The sequence below is a fragment of the Paracidovorax valerianellae genome (assembly GCF_900102625.1).
Lineage (GTDB): Bacteria > Pseudomonadota > Gammaproteobacteria > Burkholderiales > Burkholderiaceae_C > Paracidovorax > Paracidovorax valerianellae.
In genome coordinates this window covers 186552-208203 of sequence record NZ_FMZC01000005.1, presented here as the reverse complement: position 1 = coordinate 208203, position 21652 = coordinate 186552, and the positions used below count along the sequence as shown (strand labels likewise).

Sequence of the window (21652 nt, the reverse complement as noted above, 5' to 3'; positions counted from 1 at the left end):
AAAAGGGACTCAAGAAAAGGCTCGGATCAACGAAAGGAAAAGCATCTAAAAAGAACAGATCAGCCCGATGGCAGCGCCAGCACCAGCGTGCCGTCCCAGCGCGGCATGTCCGGTGCAGCCGGCTGGTTAGACAGTGCCGCTGGCGGCTTGTTGGCGGGCGTGGGGCCCACCACGGCCGTGCTGCTGCGCGCCAGGCGTGCTTCGATCGGCACGGTGCGCGCATTGCTGCGGGCCTGCGAAAGCCAGAGCGCCAGCGCATCCGCAGGCGCGCCTTTGAGCGTGACCGTGGCGCGGTCGCCCAGTACGGACATCTGCGCCGTCGTGCCCAGGCGCTGCGTGAGCGAACTGCGCAGGGCCTGGGCGGTGTCGCCCAGCGGGGGGCGCGGCGCGCTTTGCAGTTGCAGGGCCTCGGCCTGCAGCGACTGCATGTGCTGCAACTGGGCATCCAACTCGGCGTGGCGTGCGGGCGCGCTGCGCAGGGTCTGCAGCGCGGGCGCGATCGCCACCCACCACAGCAGCGCGGCGGCGACCAGGCCCACAGCGGCCAGCACCAGCGATTGCTCGCGCGGGGCCAGGGCCTTCCAGCGTGCGCGCAGGGGCGCAATGCCCGAAGCCGATGGCGAGGCCGCGGCGGCGGAAGAAGAAGAGCGTTTCATGGCTGGCCTCCGGTGCGCAGCAGCCATTGGCCGTCCTGCAGGCGGGCGGAATACCCGGCTGCGGACAGCCGCTGGTTGGCGCTGGCGAGCACGTCGGGCGGCAGTTCGAGGCCGCGCAGGCGCAGGTCGCCCGCGCTGTAGTCGAGCGCCGTGGGCAATTGCCCTGGCGGCAGTGCGGCGCCTGCGGCGGCCAGCATGGGTTCGAGATCGCGCGGCGAGACGCTGCCGGCGGCCTGGCGCAGCTGGGCGAGTTCGCGCTCCATCTGCACGGGCGCATCGACCACCACCTTCACCTGGGGAAAGGTCTGCGTGAGGGCGGCACGCACGCCGGCCTGCTTGGCCTCCAGCGCCTGCCGCTCCTGCCAGGCCCAGGCATTGAGGCCCACGAGCTGCGTGGCCACCAGCACGCCCAGTGCCCAGCGTGCCGCGCGCCACTGCGGGGCCCGCGCGAAGGTGCCGAGCGTGCTGCCGGCCTTGCGCAGCGCGCGGGTGCGGCTGCTGCTGGCGAGGTCGAACTGCGCCAGATCCCATTCGCCACGGGCGGCGTCCAGCGCGCGCTGGCTGGCGGTGTAGAGCACGGCGGGGCGCCCCAGCATCTGCTCGGTGAGCGCGGCCACGGCGGGTTCGGCACGCACGGCGGCGGGCTGCTCGGCCTCGGCCATCGCGCCTGTCAATTGCAAGGCCATGGGCGACAGCGGCAGCACCACCACGGCCTGGTCGGGGCCCTGTGCGGTGGCGACCAGCTGGGCGTCGTCCGGCGTGCCCAGGGCGAAATATTCGGGGGCTTCGCTGGCACCGGGGCCGGGAGCGAACTCGGGCACCACGCGCTGCACCGGGCGGCCTGCGGCTTCGAGGGCCTGCAGCGCAGCGCGCAGCCAGGCCCGGTCGCACACGGCCACCCAGGCGGGGGTGCCGGGGCGGGCGCCCGGCTCCAGGGCGAAGTGCAGCGCGGCGGGATCGTCCAGCAGGCGCTCTTCGAGCAGACCTTCGAGCACGGCGCGCAGGCGCGGTGCCTGCGTGCCGGCCCCCGGCGGCAGCGTGACGCGCTGCCACGACAGGGCGCGGGCCGGCACCACGGCCACCCGTTCGCCGGCGCGGCCGGGGTCGGGCAGCAGCGCAGCGGGCGCACTCGCGTGTCGTGTGGCGGTGTGGCCGTCGGTGGTCAGCGTGTAGCCGTACTCGGTGGCCGGCCCCGGGAGGCCCGGGGGCAAGGAAAGGATGAGGGTGCTCATGGATGGGTTTCGCGGGCCATTTTAGGGGCGTGGCATGACGGATCGGGCGGCCGGGGTCAGCGGGCGGCCGCGTTGGCTTCGCTGCGCGCGAAGACCCCGCGCTCGCGCCACAGCGTGCGCGCTTCGCGGCCTGCCTTGTAGACCAGGGAACGCTCCTGCACCACCGTGCTGCCGAGCCGCAGCCGGCCGAGCACTTCGTAGTACGACGAGGTGACGGTGTGCGTGCCGGTGTCCATCTGCGCCGAGCCGCTCAGCAGCTTGCGTGCGTCTTCCTCGTTGCGAAAGTGCCGGGCCTCGCGGGCCTGCACCAACTGCTGCGCGCCGGCCATGTCGAGCCCGTCGATGCTGGCCTGCAGCACCTGGGCGCTGGCCGTGTTGAGGTTCACCCGGGTGCCCCGCGGGAGCATGGTGACGTAGGGCTCCAGCGCGGCGATGGTGACCGCATCCACCCCCAGCCACGACAGCTGCGACACCGAGCGCGGCATGAGCGGCGCGGTGCCGGTATCGCCGCCCGTGGCCTTGGCCTGGCGCAGTCCGTCGGCCATCAGGCTCAACTGCTGGCGCGGCAGGCCGAGCTGCTCGAAGAGGCGGGTGAACTGGCGCAGCGCGAGTTCCTGCCCCGTGCCGTCCACCAGATTGAAGAGGTTCATGCGCGACTGCAGGTCGATGATCCGGCCGGACAGGAAGGCGTCGGCCGTGTCGGTGCTGGCGTCTTCGGGTTGACTCACGTTGCGGTCCGCGGCCAGGAAGGTGGACAGGCGGGCTTCTTCCAGCGGTACGGCCCAGGGCTCGGCCAGGTGGTCGGTGCCGTCGCCGTTGCGCGCCATGGCGTCCTCGCGCAGGATGAGGCGCGACCAGTCGAGCGCTCCGGCCAGAATCCAGGCCGACTGCGCCCGCGCGCGCTCTGCAGTCTCCACCTCGACCGCGCGCCACTGCTGCCACATGGCCGCGGCGGCGAACGTGGCCACCAGCGTCACGGTGAGCATGGCGGCCAGCAGCGCCGCGCCGCGCGCTCTGCGCCGGCCTGGTAGGGGGGTGTGGCGGCGGCCCGTCATGACTTGCCCCCGCCATTCACGGGGTTGACCCAGTCGCGGGTGAGCACGCCGGCCAGAGCGCGGCCCGGCGGCAGCGTCAACTGCAGGCGGATGCCCTCGGGAATGTTGGTGGCCGCCGTGGGCCCTTGCGATTGCGCCACGTTGGCATTGGTTTCGCTGCTGGACAGCGCGTTGTACCAGGCGCCGTCGCGGTAGTAATAGATCTGCCAGTTCATCAACGGCATCAGAACGGTCTCGGTGCGCCGCTCGGCCTCGCCCGGCGTGCGCGCCCATTGCGCCGCCTGCTGCCAGGATTCGCGCCACTGCGCCCGCGTGCGCACGGGGGGCGACTGCCAGCGCAGCCACTGGTCGATGCCGTTCACGTTGCGCCGCGTCCAGGCCACCACCACGGGGCCTTCATCGGGCTCGGCGCTGCTGCGGCGCGTCATGCGCAGCACCTGGCCGTCCCAGTCGAGCGGCTCGGTCTGGTCGATGGCCTGCAGGGCGTCCAGGTCGGTGCCCCATTGAGCGAGCGCCGCCTGGATGACGAGCAGGCCATCGGCGCGTTCGCGCGTCTGCTCCTGCGCACGCACCATGCCGTCCAGGCCGCGCCAGCTCATGATCGCCAGGATCGCCATGATGGCAATCGCCACGAGCAGCTCGATCAGGGTGAATCCCGAGGCAAAGGCGCGGCGATTGCGCCGCAGGCGGGCCACGTCAGTACCTCCCCACGATGGTGGACAGGCGCAGCACCGAGTTCTGCCCGTCGGACACCTGGGCATCCACCCGGCGGAACTGCGGGTTGGGCGTGGGCCGCACGATGAGCGAGACGTCGTAGCGGCGCCCCGCCTGCTCGCAGGCCAGCGTGCTGTCGCCGATGGGCGGCATCTGGCGCGAAAGGCGCACTTTCACCAGTTCGTTTTCGGCGCACAGGTGGGCCAGCAGCACATCGGTCTGGCGCGCGGCGTTGCGGGTGAGGGCGGAGGTGGCCTGCAGCCCCGCCATGAGCGCGATCGCCACGATGGCCAGCGCCACCATCACCTCGACCAGCGTGAAGCCGCGCTCGCCCTGCCGGCGCGAAAAGACGGCGCGGCCGGCCATCACTGCGCGGGCTCCACGGTGAACGGGCGCAGGCCGTCGGTGACCACGCGCACCGCACGCCCCGGGTGTCCCTGGTTGGCCAGCAGGATCTGCTGCGGGCCGATGAGCGGCTCCGGCCCGAGCTGCACCAGGCCCGGTCCGAGCACCTGCGTGCCGGGGTCGAGCCAGGCGCCCGGCGATGGATTGCCCGGCAGCCCCTCGAAACGGAAGCCGCCGGCGAACGCGCGCCAGCGCACGGTCGCGCCCGATGCCCGCGATTGCGCGCGGGCCGCTTCCAGCAGCGCGGACAGGCGTTCGCCCTCGCGGTCGAGCAGCGTCTGGCCGTTGTCGCGCAGCGCGAAGCCCACGCCGGCCGTGGCCAGCGCAATGATCGAGACCACGACCAGCAGCTCGAACAGCGTGAAGCCCCGGGCGCGGCGGGAAGGGTGCGAAGTCACGGGAGATCGATCGCGACGGGAATGGGCGCCAGTCGGTTCATGTCCATCGCGCCATGCCCGGGCTACGGGCCCGTCGGGCGGCGTTCACTGCCAGCTGCCGATGTCCGCATCCTTGCCCTCGCCGCCGGACTGGCCATCGGCCCCGAACGACATCACGTCCACCTCGCCCTTGATGCCGGGGCTGAGGTACTGGTAGGGGCGGCCCCACGGGTCGTTGGGCAGCTTTTCCAGGTAAGGGCGCCAGTTGCCGGGCGCGGGGCCGGAAGATGGCTTGGCGATCAGCGCCTGCAGGCCCTGCTCGGCGGTGGGATAGCGCTGGTTGTCCAGGCGATAGAGCTTGAGGGCCTGCACGATGTTGGTGATGTCGGTGCGCGCCGCGGTGCTGCGGGCGTCGTCGGCACGGTCGAGCACGTTGGGCACGATGAGCGCGGCGAGCACGCCGATGATCACCAGCACCACCATCAATTCGATCAGGGTGAAGCCGGCCGCCAGGCGGCGGCGTGCGGTGCGTGCAAGGGAAGAAGCGTGTGAATTCACTGAGGGTCGTCTCGGGTAGGACAGATGCGGTCAATCATAATCGTGCGATGGTGACAAACACATACGGCAGGTGGGGCGTGCGCCTGGGCACGATGGCCCTGTGGGCGCTGGCAGGCGCAAGCGTGGTCTATTGGGGCCTGCGCCTGACGGCCCGGCCGGCCGGTTCAGGCATGGTGGCGGCCGCGCCCGCGCCGCTCGCACCCGACGCCCAGGCATTGGCCCGGCTTCTGGGCGCCGGCCCTGCGGCACCCGCGGCCCCCGCAGTGAAGGAGCCCAGCCGGTTCGCCCTGGTGGGAGTCTTGGCGGGCACGGCCAGTGGCGGCGGCGCAGCCTTGATCGCGGTGGACAGCCAGCCCGCCAAGCCGTTTCGCGTCGGCGCCACGGTGGCCGAAGGGCTGGTGCTGCAGGCCCTGGGCCGCCGGCAGGCCCGGCTGGGCCCCACGCCCGACGGCGCCGCCAGCGTCACGCTGGAAATCCCGGACAAGCGATAGCCGATGCCGATAGCCGGCCTGTGGCACAAAGGGGCTGGCGGCCGGTCGATACCGCAGGGTCAGCCAGACCGATGCTCCCCTGCAATGGCGCCGGTGGTTACTTCGCCCAGCGGCACCGTCATCCATTCCCCATAGCCCGGCGCAGGCACCGGCCATTCGTCGGCACGCGGCATGCGCACGGGCTCGGCCTGCAGCCACTGCACACAGCGCGCCACCCCGGCATGGGTGATCCACAGCACATCGCCATCGCAGTCGCGCGACGTCTTCCGCGCATCGTCCAGCGCGGCGCCCACGCGATGCAGCATGGCGGCCAGGCTGTCGCCGCCGCTGGGGCGGGCGCCGTGAAAGCTCAGCGTCCAGGCGTCGATGTCGGCGCGGGCGATGTCATTCCAGGCGCGGCCTTCCCAGGTGCCGAAATCCATCTCGGCAATCCTCGCATCGGGACTGCAAGCCAAATCGGGCCGCAGCGCAAGCAGGGCATGCGCGAGATGCTCACATCTTTGTAGCGGCGAATGGTGCACGGCCGCCAGCGTGTCCGGCAGCGCCTGGGCCAGCCGGCGCGCCGCATCGGCGGTGGCGGCCGGGTCGGCGGGCACGTCGAGCGCTCCGTAGCACAGCCCCGGCGCCACCAGCGGCAGGGCATGCCGCACCAGCCACAGGCGCCGCGTCACCGCAGGCCCTGGCCGAGCACAATGGCCACGCCCAGATAAATGGCGATCTCGCCGACCTGCTGTGTGGCGCCCAGGCAATCGCCGGTGAAGCCGCCCAGCCGGCGCGCAAACCAGCGCCGCATCCACAGCATGGCCAAGGCGCTGGCAGCGATGGATGCTATCAATGCAGTAGCGCCCAGCGCAGTAGCCATCAGCGCCAGGGGCAAAAGGGTCCACAAGGCCGCAGTGCCCAGCGAGCGCCGGCTGATCTGGTCCGCCAGCGGCTTGCTTTTGGAGGTGGCCGTGTCGCCCACGTGGGCCAGCGTGCGCACCAGCACCAGCGGCCAAAAGCGCGAAAGCACATGGGCGCCCGCCATGGCCGGCAGCACCACGCCCAGGCCGGCCGAGCCCAGCAGCGCGAGCAAGGCGAGCTTGGCCGCCAGCGCCAGCACCAGTGCCATGGCCCCGAAGGCGCCCACGCGCGAGTCCTTCATGATTTCCAGCGCCCGCTCTCGCTGCAGGCTGCCGCCCAGGCCATCGGCCACGTCGGCCAGGCCGTCTTCATGAAAGCCCCCCGTGGCGAACACCGTGGCCGCCGTGCTGAACACCGCGCACACCCAGGGCGCGAGCGGCTGCGGCCCGAGCGCCCACCAAAGCATTGCGTAAATCGTCACCGCCACCGCTGCCACCAGCCATCCCACGCCTGGAAAGTGCCCGGCGCTGGCACGCAGCAGGGCAGGGCTGTAGCCCACCCACGCCGCCACGCGGCCGGTGACCGGAATCCGGGTGAAGAACTGCACGGCCAGCAGAAAGTGGCGAAGGGCTTGCATCGGATTTGCTATTGAATTAATAGCTATGTGCCCTAGTGGTGATTGCGCTGGAGGCTGTTTTGACTAAATTTCGTGCTCAGGCGTGTCCGGCCTGCAGGAACAGCTGGTAGGCAGGGTTCATCGTCTCTTCCACATACGGGTAGCCCAGCGTGGCGAGGAAGGCGTCGAACGCCGCCGCGTCGCCCGCCGGCACCTGCATGCCCACCAGAATGCGCCCGTAGTCGGCGCCCTGGTTTCGGTAGTGGAACAGGCTGATGTTCCAGCTCGGCTGCATCAGGCTCAGAAACTTGAACAGCGCCCCCGGCCGCTCCGGAAACACGAAGCGCAGCAGCCGCTCTTCCTGCGCGAGCGCCGACCGGCCGCCCACCAGGTGGCGCAAATGCTCCTTGGCCAGTTCGTCGTGCGTGAGGTCCAGCGCCTGGAAGCCGCGGTGCTGGAAATGCAGCGCGATCTTCTCCGACTCGCCCTTGCCGCGCGTGGTCAGGCCCACGAACACATGGGCGCGGGCCGCGTCGCTGATGCGGTAGTTGAACTCGGTCACGTTGCGCGGGCCGCCGGGCAGTTCGCCCACCACTTCGCAGAACCGCTTGAAGCTGCCGCGCTCTTCGGGAATGGTGACGGCCAGCAGGGCCTCGCGCTCTTCGCCGACCTCGGCGCGCTCGGCCACGAAGCGCAGGCGGTCGAAATTCATGTTGGCGCCGCACAGGATGGCGGCGTAGGTCTCGCCCTGGGTCTTGTGCGTGTCCACGTACTGCTTGATGGCCGCCACGGCCAGGGCGCCGGCCGGCTCCACGATGCTGCGCGTGTCGACGAAGATGTCCTTGATCGCAGCGCACACGGCATCGGTGTCCACGGTCATGAACTCGTCCACCAGGCCCTGGGCCACGCGGAAGGTTTCCTCGCCCACCAGCTTGACGGCCGTGCCGTCGGAAAACAGCCCCACGTCGGCCAGCGTGACCCGGTGGCCCGACGCTACCGACTGCGCCATGGCGTCGGAATCGTTCATTTGGACGCCAATGATGCGGATCTCGGGGCGCACGGCCTTGATGTAATTGGCCACGCCGCTCACCAGGCCGCCGCCGCCGATCGCCACGAACACCGCATCGAGCCGGTTGCTGCCCAGGCTTTGCAGCTGGCGCAGGATTTCCATGGCGATCGTGCCCTGGCCGGCGATCACGTCAGGGTCGTCAAAGGGGTGCACGAACGTCAGCCCCTGCGCCGCCTGCAGTTCGATGGCGTGCCCGTAGGCGTCGGAATAGCTGTCGCCATGCAGCACCACCTCGCCGCCCAGCGTCTTGACGGCATCGACCTTGAGTTGCGGGGTCGTCGTGGGCATGACGACGACGGCCCGCGTGCCCAGCTTGTGTGCGCTCATCGCCACGCCCTGCGCGTGGTTCCCGGCCGAGGCGCAGATCACGCCCCGCTGCAGTTGCTCGGGCGACAGGTGCGCCATCTTGTTGTACGCACCGCGCAGCTTGAAGCTGAACACCGCCTGCTGGTCCTCGCGCTTGAGCAGCACTTGGTTTTGGAGTCGGCGGCTCAGGGCCTTCGCGGGTTCCAGTGCCGACTCGACCGCCACGTCGTAGACGCGGGCGGTGAGGATCTTCTTCAGATAGTCCAGGGGCGTGAGGTGCTGGGTCATGTCGTTCGAATCATTGCCGCGCCGGTGGCGGGCGGGCCGCCATCATAGGGGGTGGCCTCCAGAGCGACACCGCCGCGCGACGGACAAAAAAAACGGCCCCGGACTGTGAAGACCGGGGCCGAATCCATCCTTTGAGGAGATGGAGGAGACAATGGGTGCGAACAAACTTTCTGGGTTTGCTGTCGGCCCTTTCGGGCAACGCATGGCTCGAAGTGTAGCCCAAAGGATGCTGCGTTGCAGCAAAATCCAAGGGTATTCACGAGATGGACAAGCCATTTCAACTTTTTTTGATGGAGAAAAACAACATGGAATGCACAGTCACCTGGACGGGGGCTTCGGGCACCCGTTCCGGCATGGGATTCATCGCCGAAACGGGCAGCGGTCATGTCCTGGCCATGGACGGCGCGCCCGATGATGCCAACCCTGCCAATGGCGGGCAGAACCTCGCGCCACGGCCCATGGAAACCGTGCTCGCGGGCACCGGCGGCTGTACGGCCTACGACGTCGTGCTGATCCTCAAGCGTGGCCGGCACGACGTGCGGGGCTGCAGCGTCAAGCTCACCTCGGAGCGCGCGCCGGTCGATCCGAAGGTCTTCACCCGCATCCACATGCAATTCACCGTGACCGGCAAAGACTTGCCCGCAACGGCGGTGGAGCGCGCGATCGCCATGAGCCATGAGAAATATTGCTCAGCCAGCATCATGCTGGCGAAGACGGCCGAAATCACCACGGGCTTCGACATCGTCGAAGGGTGATCGGCTATAGCGCTTTCGCTTCGCTATAGGAAGAAAAACGGCGATCCGTCGATGCCCAGGCGGGTCAGATGCGGTGCGCCACGGTGGTCATGCATTTGGCGGCTGCCGTCATCAGCAAGCGCACGGGAGCCGGCAATTCCTGCCCGCCTGCCGCCAGCGCGCCGTTCGCATGCCGCTCCTCATCGCTTTTCATGCGAGCCACGACCGAACGCGACGCCAGATCCTGGGCAGGCAGTCGCTCCAGATGGCTTTGCAAATGCTTAGCCACCTGGCGCTCGGTTTCCACCACGAAGCCCAGGCTCACCCGGTCGCTGACCTGCGCCGCCGTCCAGCCAATGGCAAACGCCCCGGCGAACCACAGCGGATTGAGCAGGCTCGGCCGGTCGCCCAGCGCGTCGAGCCGTTCGCGCGTCCAGGCGAGATGGTCCGTTTCCTCCCGGGCTGCTTCGAGCAGATGGGCGCGCAGTTGCACATCACGGGTCACCGCAGCCTGGCCGGTATAAAGCGCCTGGGCGCATACTTCGCCCACGTGATTCACCCGCATCAGGGCGCCTGCCAGACGCTTTTCGGCGGGTGTCAGTTCGGCTTCAGGATGCGCGCGAGCAGGAGACGGCTCGCTGGCACGTGGCTTGGCGAACAGGGTTCGGAGCGCGGTGTCGACCGCCGTCAAGAATTGATCCATGTGAAAACGAAGTGAAATTCGAAGTGCAACAAAAGCTTTCGAATGGATACAAAAATGCGAGCATCCTTTTCACACAGGGCGCCGCGATAAGTCGATTCCGTGACGGCCCAAAGGGTTGTTGCAGCACAGCAACGATTTAGGCCTTTCGGTGAGATTGTGAGGGAATTCCTTTGCGAAACCGACGTGCCTCTGTTGCAATAAGGACAACTTCCCCACCAGGAGGTTGGCCCGGGGACCCGGCGGACTGCGCTTGTGCATCTCAGCCCCCCGAACCGGCGCCCTCGTTTAACCTTGGAGTAACTCGCAATGAAAAAATCCCTGATTGCCCTGGCTGTGCTGGCTGCTTCCGGCGCTGCAATGGCTCAATCTTCCGTCACGATGTTCGGTATCGTTGACGCTGGCGTTGGCCGCGTCTCCGCCGACAATTCCGTGACCGGCGTGTACAACAGCGGCAATGCAACCAGCCGTCTGGGTTTCCGCGGCGTTGAAGACCTCGGTGGCGGTCTGAAGGCTGGTTTCTGGCTCGAAGGCGCTATCCAGAACGACACCGGTACCGGTGCTGGCGGCGGCGCTACGGGTCCTGGCTTCGAATTCAAGCGTCGTTCCACGCTGAGCCTGATGGGCAACTTCGGTGAAGTTCGTCTGGGTCGTGAACTGACGGCTGGCTACGACAAGCCCAGCTCGTATGACCCGTTCGGTCAAGTTGGCGTTGCTAACTTCCTGGGCTTCGGCATCGCTGGCCAACCTTTCCGTATCGGCAACGGCGTGAGCTACCGCACCCCTGGCAACCTGGGTGGTTTCTTCGGTACCGTGCACTACGCTTTCGGCGAAACGCCTTCCAACGCTGCCTACGACAAGGCTGGCAACTACCTCGGCCTGGCCGGCGGCTACGAAAACGGTCCTCTGAGCGTGACCCTGGCAGCTGACAAGCTGCGCGGCGCTACGGCTCCCCAAGACGTGACCACGTACTCCATCGCTGGTTCGTACGACCTGGGCGTCGTGAAGCCAATCTTCATCTATCACCAAGAGAAGAACAACGCTGCTGTGCAGACCAAGTACGCTACGTACCTGATCGGCCTGACGGCTCCTGTCGGTCCTGGCACGGTGAAGGCTTCGTTCGCGAACCTCGACCTGAAGAACAGCGGCGCCGATTCGCGCGTTCTGGCTCTGGGCTATGTGTATGACCTGTCCAAGCGCACCGCTGTGTACGGCACGATCGCTCACATGCAAAACAAGGGCGGCGCAACGCGCGTTCTGGCCAGCAACGGCCTGACCGGCGCTACCGCTCTGCCTGGCGAAAACGTCAACGGCTACCAAGTTGGTATTCGTCACTCCTTCTAATGAACTGCTGACGTCAGTCAGCGTTTCGTAAGAAGAAAAAAGCCGCCGACCTTCGGGTCGGCGGCTTTTTGCTTTCTGGGCCTTTTCTCTCTGTCGCGCATGTAACAAAAAACTAGGGAAAACGCCTGTGGGTCTGCCGCCATGCAGTCTGTTCTGCAAAAAGGGGAATTTCTAAAATGAATTTCCCTTATTCCAAGCAGAAAGAGACAACACATGCGTACTCCGTTTGTGACAAAGACAATTGCTGCCGCCGTATTCGCTATGGCCTCGCCATTGCTCTTCGCCCAGGCCAATACCAGCAGCGTGCAGCTGTACGGTATTGTGGATATGGCTTACCGCCATACGAACAATGAGGGTCCGGCCGGCAGCCCGGGAGGCTCGCTGAACCAGATGGTTGGCGGGGGGATGTCACAGAGCCGTTGGGGCATCAACGTGACCGAAGACCTGGGCGGTGGCCTGAAGGCGCTGGTGAACCTGGAAAACCGGTTCGGCGCCGACACCGGCACGGCAGCCACCCCGTACTTCCAGCAATCCTGGGTGGGGGTGCAGGGCGGTTTTGGGCGGCTGACGATGGGCCGCCAATACAACATCCTGTTCGACCTCGTCACCAGCACGTACGCGTCGTATCCCTACTCTCCATACATGGACGTGTACAAGCCCGAGATCGGTTTCGCGCTGGGCGCTCGGGCCGACAACATGCTGAAGTACATGGCCGAGGTTGGTCCATGGCGCGGTGCGCTGCAGTATTCGTTCGATGAGAAAAGCCCCACCGGTGGCAAGACGGCGGGTGGCTACCTGCGGTACGCAGCTGGCGGCCTCGCAGCCGGTCTGGGTTACCAGAACTATGAATTCGCCTCGGGCAAGAAAGTCGATGCCTGGACGGTGGGCGGTTCCTACCGCATGGGCGACTGGTACTTCAACGCCGGTTATGGCCAGAACAAGGTGGATGACGGCCTCACCGCCGTGGACCGCGCCGTGCTCGGGGCCATGTGGCAGGGCACCATCAACGGTGGCTTCGGCGGACCGGCTTTCCTCGCCGCCAACAAGCGCACCATCTACAAGATCGGCGCCGGATACCAGATCACGCCTCAGCTGAACATCGGCGCGCACTATTTCCGTGCCGATCAGAAGGGCAACACGCCCGCCGCCAAAGGCAAGGCCGACTTCTTCACGATGGCCTTCGACTATGCGTTCTCCAAGCGCACCGATGCCTACCTCGAACTCGATCACACCAAGCTGAAGGGCGACCAGATCAGTCTGAGCAACGCGGCAGGCCAGGTCAACGGCGCCAAGAGCCGCACGGGCTACACGATCGGCCTGCGCCATCGTTTCTGAACGCACGCTTGCCATGCGCCCGCTGTGGGCGTTGTGCGGCGACATGACTGCAGCCTCCTTCTGGAGGCTGTTCGTGCTGAGAGAAGGGCCGCAAGCCAAGCCGCTCACCGTTGCGGGTGTGCAGTGGCTGGCACCTTCCTTGCATAGGCTCACCGTCCATGCCATCTCCTGGGCCGGTCAGACGCCGGCTTGTCAGTGACCTCCGCAGTCCTCACGAAGGACACGGCATGTTCCACGCTTTATCCAAGAGGTTTCCATGAAGTTCATCGCTTCCATTCTTTCGGGCGCTGCCGCCTGCGCGCTGCTCGCATCGCCCGTGGTCCATGCCAAGCCTTTCAAATGGGCCAGCCAAGGCGAAATCTCGACCTGGGACATTCACTCGCAAAACAATGCGCTGCAAAACGGCATCCATGCGAACGTGTACGAGAGCCTCACGTACTACAACAGCCGCACGTTCGAGGTCGAGCCGGTCCTTGCGACTGCCTGGCGCGAAGTGAGTCCGACCCAGGTGCGTTTCACGCTCCGGCAAGGCGTCAAGTTCCATGACGGCTCGGCATTCACGGCCGACGATGCGGTGTACTCGCTCACGCGGGCCATGGCCAAGACGTCGAACTACACGCCCTTCGTGCAGGGATTCGACAGGATCGTGAAGGTGGATGCCCAGACGATCGACATCTTCCTCAAGGCGCCCAACCCCGTGCTGCTGCGCCAGTTGACCGAGCTGCGCATCATGAGCAAAGCCTGGGCCGAGAAGAACAAGTCCGTCGAACCCAAGGACATCAAGGGCACCGATGAAAACTTCGCGCACCGCAACGCGATGGGGACCGGGCCGTACACCCTGGAGTCGTGGCAGCCGGACGTGCGCATGGTGTTCAAGCGCAATCCGAACTGGTGGGGAACGATGGAAGGCAACGTGACGGAGATCGTCTACACCCCCATCAAATCGGCATCCACGCGCGTGGCGGCCCTGCTGTCCGGCGAGGTCGACATGGTGCTCGATCCTTCTCCGCAGGACCTGGCGCGGCTGCGGTCCGGCGCCGATCTCAAGGTGGTGGATGGCGTGGAGAACCGCACGATCTTTCTGGGCATGGACCAGTTCCGCGAAGAACTGGTGGGCTCCAGCGTGAAGGGCAAGAACCCGTTCAAGGACGTGCGCGTGCGCCGCGCTCTCTACCAGGCCATCGACGTGAACACGCTCACCCGCAGCATCATGCGCGGCCTGGGCAAACCCACCGGCACTCTGGTGGCGCCGCAGGTGGCGGGCTGGACCGAAGCGGTGGGCAAGCGCATGCCGTACGACGTGGACGCGGCCAAGAAGCTCATGGCGGACGCCGGCTATGCCGACGGGTTCGAGGTGGATTTCGCCTGTCCCAACAACCGCTACATCAATGACGAAGCGATTTGCCAGGCCGTTACGGCCATGTGGGCGCGCATCGGCGTGAAGGCCAAGCTGCGCACGCTGCCGCAGGTCACTTACTTCCCGATGATCCAGCGCAGCGAAGCCAGCATCTACATGCTCGGCTGGGGCGTGCCGACGTTCGATTCGCTCTACAGCCTGCAATCGCTGGTGCGCACGGTGGGTGCGGGCGGCGACGGCAACTACAACGTCGGCCGCTATAGCAATGAGCGCATGGACTACCTGGTGGACCGCATTAAGGCGGAGACGGATGCGCCCGTGCGGTCGCGCATGCTGACCGAGGCGCTGCAGTTGTCCAACGACACCGTGTCGCACATTCCGCTGTATGACCAGGTCATTCCCTGGGCCATGAAGAAGTCGGTGGAAGTGGTGCACCGCGCCGATAACCGCGTCGACATGCGCACGGTCAAGATCAATTGATGCACTCGATGGGCCGGGGCCTGAGTCCCCGGTCTTTAAGTTGTCCAACTGCAGGGTGGGGGGTATTCCGCGCAATGGCCCATCCCCCTGCTAGCATGCCCGATTCACTCACGGTTCACTGATGCTTGCCTTTATTCTGCGACGCCTGATCCAGGCCGTCATCGTGATGATCGCGGTGGCTTTTATTTCCTTCATGCTGTTCCAGTATGTCGGCGATCCCGTCACCTTCCTGCTTGGCCAGGACGCCACTCCCGAACAGATCCGCGAACTGCGGGCCGCGCTGGGTCTCGACAAGCCGTTCATCGTGCAGTTCTGGCACTTCCTGGTGAACGCGGCGCAGGGCGAATTCGGGCTCAGCCTGCGGCAAGGGGCCAAGGTTTCGCGGCTGATCGCCGAACGCTTTCCGGCCACGCTGGAACTGGCGCTCGTGGCGGCTGTGCTGGCCCTGGTCATCGGCGTGCCGATGGGCGTTTATGCGGCCTTGCGGCGCGGCTCGTTCGGCAGCCAGCTGTTCATGACGCTGTCGCTGCTGGGCGTGTCGCTGCCCACCTTCCTCATCGGCATTTTGCTGATCCTCGTGTTCGCCGTGCACCTGGGCTGGTTCCCCAGCTTCGGGCGCGGGCCGGTCACCCAGATCGGCTGGTGGAGCACCGGCCTGCTCACGCCCAAGGGATGGCACCACATCACGCTGCCGGCGATCACGCTGGCGATCTTCCAGCTCACGCTGATCATGCGGCTCGTGCGGGCCGAAATGCTGGAGGTGCTGCGCACCGACTACATCAAGTTCGCGCGTGCCCGCGGCTTGTCCGACCGGGCCATCCATTTCGGCCACGCCCTCAAAAACACGCTGGTTCCGGTGATGACCATCACGGGCCTGCAGCTCGGCGGCCTCATCGCCTTCGCGATCATCACCGAGACGGTGTTCCAGTGGCCCGGCATGGGCCTGCTGTTCATCCAGGCGGTGACCTTTGCCGACATTCCCGTGATGGCGGCCTACCTGTGCCTGATCGCCCTCATCTTCGTCGTGATCAACCTCGTGGTCGATCTGCTGTATTTCGCCGTCGATCCGCGCTTGCGCGTGGGCAAGGCCGGAGGGCATTGAGCCATGGCGCAGGCGCTTCGCTTCAAGGCCGGCGGACGGGCCTTCGCGCACATCGCGCAGTACCACCCTGAACTCACCGCCTTCCGGCGCGACCTGCACGCGCACCCTGAACTCGGCTTCGAGGAGGTGTACACCGGGGCGCGCGTGAAAGAGGCGCTCAAGCTGTGCGGCGTGGACGAGATCCACGACGGCATCGGCCGCACCGGCGTGGTGGCGGTCATCCGGGGGCAGGGGCGCGGCAGCCGCAGCATGATCGGCCTGCGCGCCGACATGGACGCGCTCCCGATGACCGAGCAGAACGACTTCACCTGGAAGTCCTGCAAGTCCGGCCTCATGCACGGCTGCGGGCACGACGGGCACACCGCCATGCTGGTGGGCGCCGCGCGCTACCTGGCCGCCACGCGCCAGTTCGACGGCACCGCGGTGCTGATCTTCCAGCCGGGCGAAGAAGGCTTGGCCGGTGCGCGCGTGATGATGGAAGACGGCCTGTTCGATCGTTTCCCGGTGCAGTCGGTGTATGCCATGCACAACTGGCCGGCCATGAAGCCGGGCACCATCGGACTGAATTCCGGCGCCATGATGGCCGCAGCCGACCGCGTGACGATCGAGATCACCGGCCGCGGCGGCCATGGTGCGCACGCCTACCAGACGGTGGACGTGGTGCTCGTGGCGGCGCACATCATCACGGCAGTGCAGGGCATCGTCTCGCGCAACGTGCGGCCCATCGACAGCGCGGTGATCAGCCTGTGCGCCATCCAGGCGGGCGACCTGGGCGCCTTCAGCGTGCTGCCCGGAACCGCGACGCTGGTGGGCACGGTGCGAAGCTTCGATCCCGTGGTGCAGGACATGGTGGCGCGGCGCATCCAGGAGCTTTGCAGCGCGATCGCCCTGGGCTTCGGCGCCAGCGCCACGGTGCGCTACGAGCGCATCTATCCGGCCACCATCAACACCGAAAGCCATGCGGAGTTCGCCGGCGACGTCGCCGAATCGCTGGTGGGCGCCGAGAACGTGGTGCGCGACATGGAGCCCAGCATGGGCGCGGAGGATTTCTCCTTCATGCTGCAGAACAAGCCCGGCGCCTACCTGCGCATCGGCCAGGGCACCGGCCCCGGCAACAGCGCGCTGCACAACAACCGCTACGACTTCAACGACGAGATCCTTCCCCTGGGCGCCGCGCTGCATGCCAGCCTGGTCGAGCAGGCCATGCCGCTCGCGACGGCATGACGCGAATCAACGGCTGCAGCGTGCTGATCTCTCTCCCTTTTCTTCCACAGGAGTCCCCATGAAATTCCCGACAAAAACGGCGCTGGCCCTGGCACTGATCGCCATGGTGTCCGCGGCGGGGGCGCAGACCATCCGCGTGGCCAACCAGGGCGACGCCCTGTCGATGGACCCGCACTCGCTGAACGAGTCGCTGCAGCTGAGCGTGACCGGCAACGTGTATGAGCCGCTCGTCGGCCGCAACAAGGACCTGAGCCTTGCCCCGGCGCTGGCCACGGGCTGGAAGATGACGTCGCCCACCGTGTGGCGTTTCGAACTGCGGCGCGGCGTGCAGTTCCACGACGGCACGCCGTTCACCGCGGACGATGTGGTGTTCTCGCTCGGGCGCACGCAGCTCGAGGGCTCGGACATGAAGAGCTACACCAACGACTTCAAGGAAGTGCGCAAGATCGACGACTACACGGTCGAGATCGAAACCCGCTCTCCCTATCCCATCCTTCCTGATGTGCTCACGCTCGTGTACATCATGAGCAAGAAGTGGTGCGAGACCAACCAGGCCACCGCACCGGTGGACCGCCGCAAGGGCATTGAAAACGCTGCTTCGTTCCGCGCCAACGGCACCGGCCCGTTCCGCGTGCGCGAGCGCCAGCCCAATGTGCGCACCGTGTTCACCCGCAACGGCACCTACTGGGGCCCGATCGAAAGCAATGCCAGCGAGGTCATCTACACCCCCATCGGCAACGACGCCACCCGCGTCGCCGCGCTGCTGTCGGGCGAGGTGGACGTGATGGAGCCCGTGCCGGTGCAGGACATCGAACGCGTGAACACCAGCCCCAGCACCCGCGCCGTGACCGGCCCCGAGCTGCGCACCATCTTCCTGGGCATGGACCAGAAGCGCGACGAGCTGCTGTACTCCAGCGTGAAGGGCAAGAACCCCTTCAAGGACAAGCGGGTGCGGCAGGCGTTCTACCAGGCCATCGACATCGAAGGCATCCGCAAGACCGTGATGCGCGGCGCGGCCAACCCTTCCGCCCAACTGGTCGGCCCCGGCATCAACGGCTTTCAGGCCGACATGAAGCGGCTGCCGTACGACGTGGACGCGGCCAAGAAGCTCATGGCCGAAGCGGGCTATGCCAGCGGCTTCGAGCTGACGATGAACTGCCCGAACGACCGCTACGTGAACGACGGTCGCATCTGCCAGGCGGTGGCGGCCAATCTCGCGCGCATCAACGTCAAGATCAACCTGCAGGCCGAGACCAAGGGCACCTACTTCCCGAAGGTGCTGCGGCGCGACACGAGCTTTTACATGCTGGGCTGGTCGCCTGCCACGTACGACGCCCACAACGCGCTGAATGCCCTCATGGCCTGCGTGGACGACAAGGGCGCGGGCCAGTTCAACCTGGGTGCGTACTGCAATCCCAAGGTGGATGAACTCACGAAGAAGGTGCAGTCCGAGACCGACAAGGTGCAGCGCAACGCCATGATTCGCGAGGCGTTCGAGGCCCATGCCGCCGACATCGGCCACCTGCCGCTGCACCAGCAGGCCCTGGCCTGGGGCGTGAGCAAGAAGGTCAAGCTCGTGCAGATGGCGGACAACTTCATGCCTTTCAAATGGATGAGCATCGTCAAGTAGTGGTGAGCGCTGGCAGCGCACGGCCAGCATGGCGCCCCTGCAAGGCGCCCAATCGAGGCGGCGGCCCGTCGGCGCCGCCGCAGTGAGTTTCCTGGGGTTTTCAAACACGATGAAAAAAACGCTCTTCCGATGGTTCGACAGCGATGTCGGCCACAGCTTTCGCACCTCGCCCGTCGCCATCGGCGCGGCGGTGATCGCGCTCATCTGCGTGTTCTGCTCGTTCTTCGCGGGCTGGGTCGCGCCGCACAACCCGTTCGACCTCACCACGCTCGAACTCGGCGATGCGCGGCTGCCACCCGCCTGGAGCCCTGAAGGCTCCACCAAGTACCTGCTGGGCACGGACGACCAGGGCCGCGACATCCTGTCCGCGCTGATCTACGGCGCGCGCATCTCGCTCATCGTGGGATTCGCTTCGGTGGTGCTGTCGGTGGTGGTCGGCGTGGCGCTCGGGCTGCTCGCGGGCTTTCGCGGCGGCTGGGTGGACGCGGTGCTCATGCGCCTGTGCGACGTGATGCTGTCGTTCCCGGCCATTCTGGTGGCGCTGCTGATCGCCGGCGTGGGCCGTGCGGTGTTTCCCAATGCGCACGAGTCGCTGGCGTTTGGGGTGCTGATCATCTCGATCTCGCTTACCGGCTGGGTGCAGTACGCGCGCACGGTGCGCGGCTCCACGCTGGTCGAGCGCAACAAGGAATACGTGCAGGCCGCCCGCGTGACGGGGGTGAATTCCCTGCGCATCATGCGCAAGCACGTGCTGCCCAACGTGATGGGCCCGGTCATGGTGCTTGCCACCATCCAGGTGGCCACCGCCATCATCACCGAGGCAACCCTGTCGTTCCTGGGTGTCGGGGCGCCGCCCACGTCGCCCTCGCTGGGCACGCTGATCCGCATCGGCAACGACTATCTGTTCTCGGGCGAGTGGTGGATCACGGTGTTCCCGGGCGCGATGCTGGTGCTGATCGCACTGTCGGTGAACCTGCTGGGCGACTGGTTGCGCGATGCGCTCAACCCCCGTCTTCGATAAAAAGCATGGGCGCCCCACGCTCTAAAAAGTAAACCCATGAGCCTTCTCGAAGTCAAGAACCTCGTCGTCGAATTCCCCAGCCGCCGCGGCACGCTGCGTGCGCTGGACGACATTTCCTTTTCCATCGCACCCGGCGAAATCCTGGGCGTGGTGGGCGAATCGGGTGCGGGCAAGTCGCTCACGGGCGCGGCCATCATCGGTTTGCTGGAGCCGCCAGGGCGGGTCGCCAGCGGTCAGATCGTGCTGGAGGGCCAGCGCATCGACAACCTGTCGTCGCGCGAGATGCGGCACATCCGCGGCCGGCGCATCGGCGCGATCTTCCAGGACCCGCTCACCTCGCTGAACCCGCTGTACACGGTGGGCCAGCAGCTGATCGAAACCATCCAGGCGCATCTGCCGGTGAACGCCGCCGAAGCGCGCCGCCGCGCCATCGACCTGCTGAAAGACACCGGCATTCCGGCCGCCGAGCAGCGCGTGGACCATTTCCCGCACCAGTTCTCGGGCGGCATGCGCCAGCGCGTGGTGATCGCCTTGGCGCTGGCGGCCGAGCCGCAGCTCATCGTGGCCGATGAGCCCACCACGGCATTGGACGTGTCGATCCAGGCGCAGATCATTCAGTTGCTCAAGAACATCTGCAAGTCGCGCGGCGCGGCCGTGATGCTCATCACCCACGACATGGGCGTGATCGCCGAAACCTGCGACCGCGTGGCGGTGCTGTATGCCGGGCGCGTGGCCGAGATCGGGCCCGTGCACGAGGTCATCAACCACCCCGCCCATCCCTACACCGCAGGGCTGATGGCGTCCATTCCCGACATGGAGCAGGAGCGCGAGCGCCTGAACCAGATCGATGGCGCCATGCCCCGCCTGAACGCCATTCCCCAGGGCTGCGCCTTCAATCCGCGCTGCCCCCATACCTTCGACCGCTGCAAGGTGGAGCGGCCCGACCTGCTGCAGGCCGGCGCGACCAAAGCCGCCTGCTGGCTGCACGATCTGCCCAAGGAAGCCGTCGCATGAGCGCCCACATTCCCCCGACCCCATCCGCCAGCTCCGCCCAGCCCCTGGTGCAGGCGCACGACCTGGCCAAGACCTTCGATGTGTCCGCCCCCTGGCTCAACCGCATGCTGGAGCGCAAGCCCCGCACGCTGCTGCACGCCGTCGATGGCGTGAGCTTCGAGATCGAGCGCGGCAAGACGCTGGCGCTGGTGGGCGAATCCGGCTGCGGCAAAAGCACGGTGGCGCGGCTGCTGGTGGGCCTGTACGAGCCCACGCGCGGCGGCCTCACGTTCGACGGGCAGGACGCGCACGCGGCCTTCAAGGGCAAGGATGCGCAGGCCATGCGCCGGCGCATCCAGATGATCTTCCAGGACCCCTACGCCAGCCTCAACCCGCGCTGGCTGGTCGAAGACATCATCGGCGAGCCGCTGCGCGAGCACGGCCTCATCACCGACAAGGCCGAGCTGAAGACCCGCGTGGGCGAGTTGCTGCAGTCCGTGGGTCTGTCGCCGCTGGACATGGTCAAGTACCCGCACCAGTTCTCGGGCGGGCAGCGCCAGCGCATTTCGATTGCCCGGGCCCTGGCCACCGAGCCGGAGTTCCTGGTGTGCGACGAGCCCACTTCGGCACTCGACGTGTCGGTGCAGGCGCAGGTGCTGAACATCATGAAAGACCTGCAGCGCGAGCGGCAGCTCACCTATCTGTTCATCTCGCACAACCTGGCGGTGGTGCGCCATGTGAGCGACCAGGTCGGCGTGATGTACCTGGGCCGCCTGGTGGAGCTGGCCGACAAGCGCGAGCTGTTCGCCACGCCGCGCCACCCCTACACGCGCATGCTGCTGGACGCCATTCCCAAGATGCACGACACCGGCCGTTCGCGCACGCCGGTGCAGGGGGAAGTGCCCAATCCGCTCAACCCGCCGTCCGGCTGCGCCTTCAACCCGCGCTGCCCGCATGCCAACGACCGGTGCCGCACCGAGCGCCCCCAGTTGCTGAACCAGGGCGGCGCCCGCGTGGCCTGCCATGGCATCGAGGAAGGGCGCATTCCGCTGGTGGTGATGGCAGCGCCCGTGGCGGTTTGAGCCAAATCGGCCCGCAGCGCAATCAATCCGGCGGCATGCA

Annotated in this window: 22 protein-coding genes; 11 read left to right on the top strand and 11 right to left on the bottom strand. The window is 66.8% G+C overall.

Annotation, left to right across the window (positions count from 1 at the left end; translation table 11 throughout):
* Positions 1–59: 59 nt before the first annotated feature.
* The 7 genes from BLT03_RS10885 to gspG form a co-directional block, all read right to left on the bottom strand.
* Positions 60–656, bottom strand: coding sequence for a type II secretion system protein M (locus BLT03_RS10885; RefSeq protein WP_092743446.1), 597 nt, complete (start codon positions 654–656; stop codon positions 60–62).
* Entirely contained in the window at positions 653–1888 is a 1236-nt protein-coding gene (gspL, locus tag BLT03_RS10880; protein WP_092743444.1) for a type II secretion system protein GspL, read from the bottom strand. The genes BLT03_RS10885 and gspL overlap by 4 nt, the downstream gene beginning before the upstream one ends.
* Before the next feature lie 56 nt (positions 1889–1944).
* Complete coding sequence (gene gspK, locus BLT03_RS10875) at positions 1945–2943, bottom strand: type II secretion system minor pseudopilin GspK (protein ID WP_175537729.1); 999 nt, start codon at positions 2941–2943, stop codon at positions 1945–1947.
* The gene (locus BLT03_RS10870) at positions 2940–3629 is read right to left on the bottom strand and encodes a PulJ/GspJ family protein (RefSeq protein WP_434802348.1); all 690 of its coding nucleotides are present in this window, start codon (positions 3627–3629) and stop codon (positions 2940–2942) included. The genes gspK and BLT03_RS10870 overlap by 4 nt, the downstream gene beginning before the upstream one ends.
* Before the next feature lie 10 nt (positions 3630–3639).
* Entirely contained in the window at positions 3640–4023 is a 384-nt protein-coding gene (gene gspI, locus BLT03_RS10865; protein WP_092743440.1) for a type II secretion system minor pseudopilin GspI, read from the bottom strand.
* Complete coding sequence (locus BLT03_RS10860) at positions 4023–4460, bottom strand: pilus assembly FimT family protein (protein WP_092743438.1); 438 nt, start codon at positions 4458–4460, stop codon at positions 4023–4025. Before BLT03_RS10860 ends, gspI begins: the two co-directional genes overlap by 1 nt.
* An 84-nt stretch (positions 4461–4544) precedes the next feature.
* A complete protein-coding gene (gene gspG, locus BLT03_RS10855; protein WP_175537728.1) occupies positions 4545–4997 on the bottom strand; it encodes a type II secretion system major pseudopilin GspG in 453 nt (150 codons plus the stop codon).
* A gap of 47 nt (positions 4998–5044) precedes the next feature.
* Here gspG and BLT03_RS10850 point away from each other — a divergent pair, with 47 nt between their 5' ends.
* A complete protein-coding gene (locus BLT03_RS10850; RefSeq protein WP_092743433.1) occupies positions 5045–5488 on the top strand; it encodes a general secretion pathway protein C in 444 nt (147 codons plus the stop codon).
* 59 nt (positions 5489–5547) lie between these two features.
* Here BLT03_RS10850 and BLT03_RS10845 read toward each other — a convergent pair whose 3' ends face one another.
* The 3 genes from BLT03_RS10845 to ilvA all read right to left on the bottom strand — a co-directional run bounded on the left by BLT03_RS10845 (position 5548) and on the right by ilvA (position 8610).
* A complete protein-coding gene (locus BLT03_RS10845) occupies positions 5548–6159 on the bottom strand; it encodes a histidine phosphatase family protein (RefSeq protein ID WP_092743431.1) in 612 nt (203 codons plus the stop codon).
* Complete coding sequence (locus tag BLT03_RS10840) at positions 6156–6968, bottom strand: adenosylcobinamide-GDP ribazoletransferase (RefSeq protein WP_092743429.1); 813 nt, start codon at positions 6966–6968, stop codon at positions 6156–6158. The genes BLT03_RS10845 and BLT03_RS10840 overlap by 4 nt, the downstream gene beginning before the upstream one ends.
* Positions 6969–7044: 76 nt before the next feature.
* Positions 7045–8610 (bottom strand): threonine ammonia-lyase, biosynthetic, encoded by a 1566-nt coding sequence (ilvA, locus tag BLT03_RS10835; RefSeq protein WP_092743427.1) that lies wholly within the window; start codon positions 8608–8610, stop codon positions 7045–7047.
* A gap of 305 nt (positions 8611–8915) precedes the next feature.
* Between ilvA and BLT03_RS10830 the strand changes: the two genes are divergently transcribed.
* Entirely contained in the window at positions 8916–9365 is a 450-nt protein-coding gene (locus BLT03_RS10830; RefSeq protein ID WP_092743593.1) for an OsmC family protein, read from the top strand.
* Positions 9366–9429: 64 nt separating this feature from the next.
* Here BLT03_RS10830 and coq7 read toward each other — a convergent pair whose 3' ends face one another.
* Complete coding sequence (gene coq7 / locus BLT03_RS10825; protein WP_092743425.1) at positions 9430–10047, bottom strand: 2-polyprenyl-3-methyl-6-methoxy-1,4-benzoquinone monooxygenase; 618 nt, start codon at positions 10045–10047, stop codon at positions 9430–9432.
* A gap of 306 nt (positions 10048–10353) precedes the next feature.
* Here coq7 and BLT03_RS10820 point away from each other — a divergent pair, with 306 nt between their 5' ends.
* The 9 genes from BLT03_RS10820 (at position 10354) to BLT03_RS10775 (ending at position 21612) form a co-directional block, all read left to right on the top strand.
* Positions 10354–11388: a porin gene (locus tag BLT03_RS10820; protein WP_092743423.1), complete on the top strand. Its 1035-nt coding sequence runs from the start codon at positions 10354–10356 to the stop codon at positions 11386–11388.
* A 213-nt stretch (positions 11389–11601) separates the two neighbouring features.
* Complete coding sequence (locus tag BLT03_RS10815; RefSeq protein WP_092743421.1) at positions 11602–12723, top strand: porin; 1122 nt, start codon at positions 11602–11604, stop codon at positions 12721–12723.
* A 256-nt stretch (positions 12724–12979) separates the two neighbouring features.
* Positions 12980–14560: an ABC transporter substrate-binding protein gene (locus tag BLT03_RS10805; RefSeq protein ID WP_092743417.1), complete on the top strand. Its 1581-nt coding sequence runs from the start codon at positions 12980–12982 to the stop codon at positions 14558–14560.
* Between the two features lie 121 nt (positions 14561–14681).
* Positions 14682–15662 (top strand): ABC transporter permease, encoded by a 981-nt coding sequence (locus BLT03_RS10800; RefSeq protein WP_092743415.1) that lies wholly within the window; start codon positions 14682–14684, stop codon positions 15660–15662.
* A 3-nt stretch (positions 15663–15665) separates the two neighbouring features.
* Complete coding sequence (locus BLT03_RS10795) at positions 15666–16886, top strand: M20 aminoacylase family protein (RefSeq protein WP_092743413.1); 1221 nt, start codon at positions 15666–15668, stop codon at positions 16884–16886.
* A gap of 58 nt (positions 16887–16944) precedes the next feature.
* Positions 16945–18516 carry an ABC transporter substrate-binding protein gene (locus BLT03_RS10790; protein WP_092743411.1) on the top strand — a complete coding sequence of 524 codons (1572 nt, stop codon included), beginning with the start codon at positions 16945–16947 and terminating at the stop codon, positions 18514–18516.
* 109 nt (positions 18517–18625) lie between these two features.
* The gene (locus tag BLT03_RS10785; RefSeq protein WP_092743409.1) at positions 18626–19537 is read left to right on the top strand and encodes an ABC transporter permease; all 912 of its coding nucleotides are present in this window, start codon (positions 18626–18628) and stop codon (positions 19535–19537) included.
* 36 nt (positions 19538–19573) lie between these two features.
* On the top strand, positions 19574–20551 hold the full coding sequence (locus BLT03_RS10780; RefSeq protein WP_092743407.1) for an ABC transporter ATP-binding protein: 978 nt from the start codon (positions 19574–19576) through the stop codon (positions 20549–20551).
* Positions 20548–21612 (top strand): ABC transporter ATP-binding protein, encoded by a 1065-nt coding sequence (locus BLT03_RS10775; RefSeq protein WP_092743405.1) that lies wholly within the window; start codon positions 20548–20550, stop codon positions 21610–21612. The genes BLT03_RS10780 and BLT03_RS10775 overlap by 4 nt, the downstream gene beginning before the upstream one ends.
* Positions 21613–21652 lie beyond the last annotated feature (40 nt).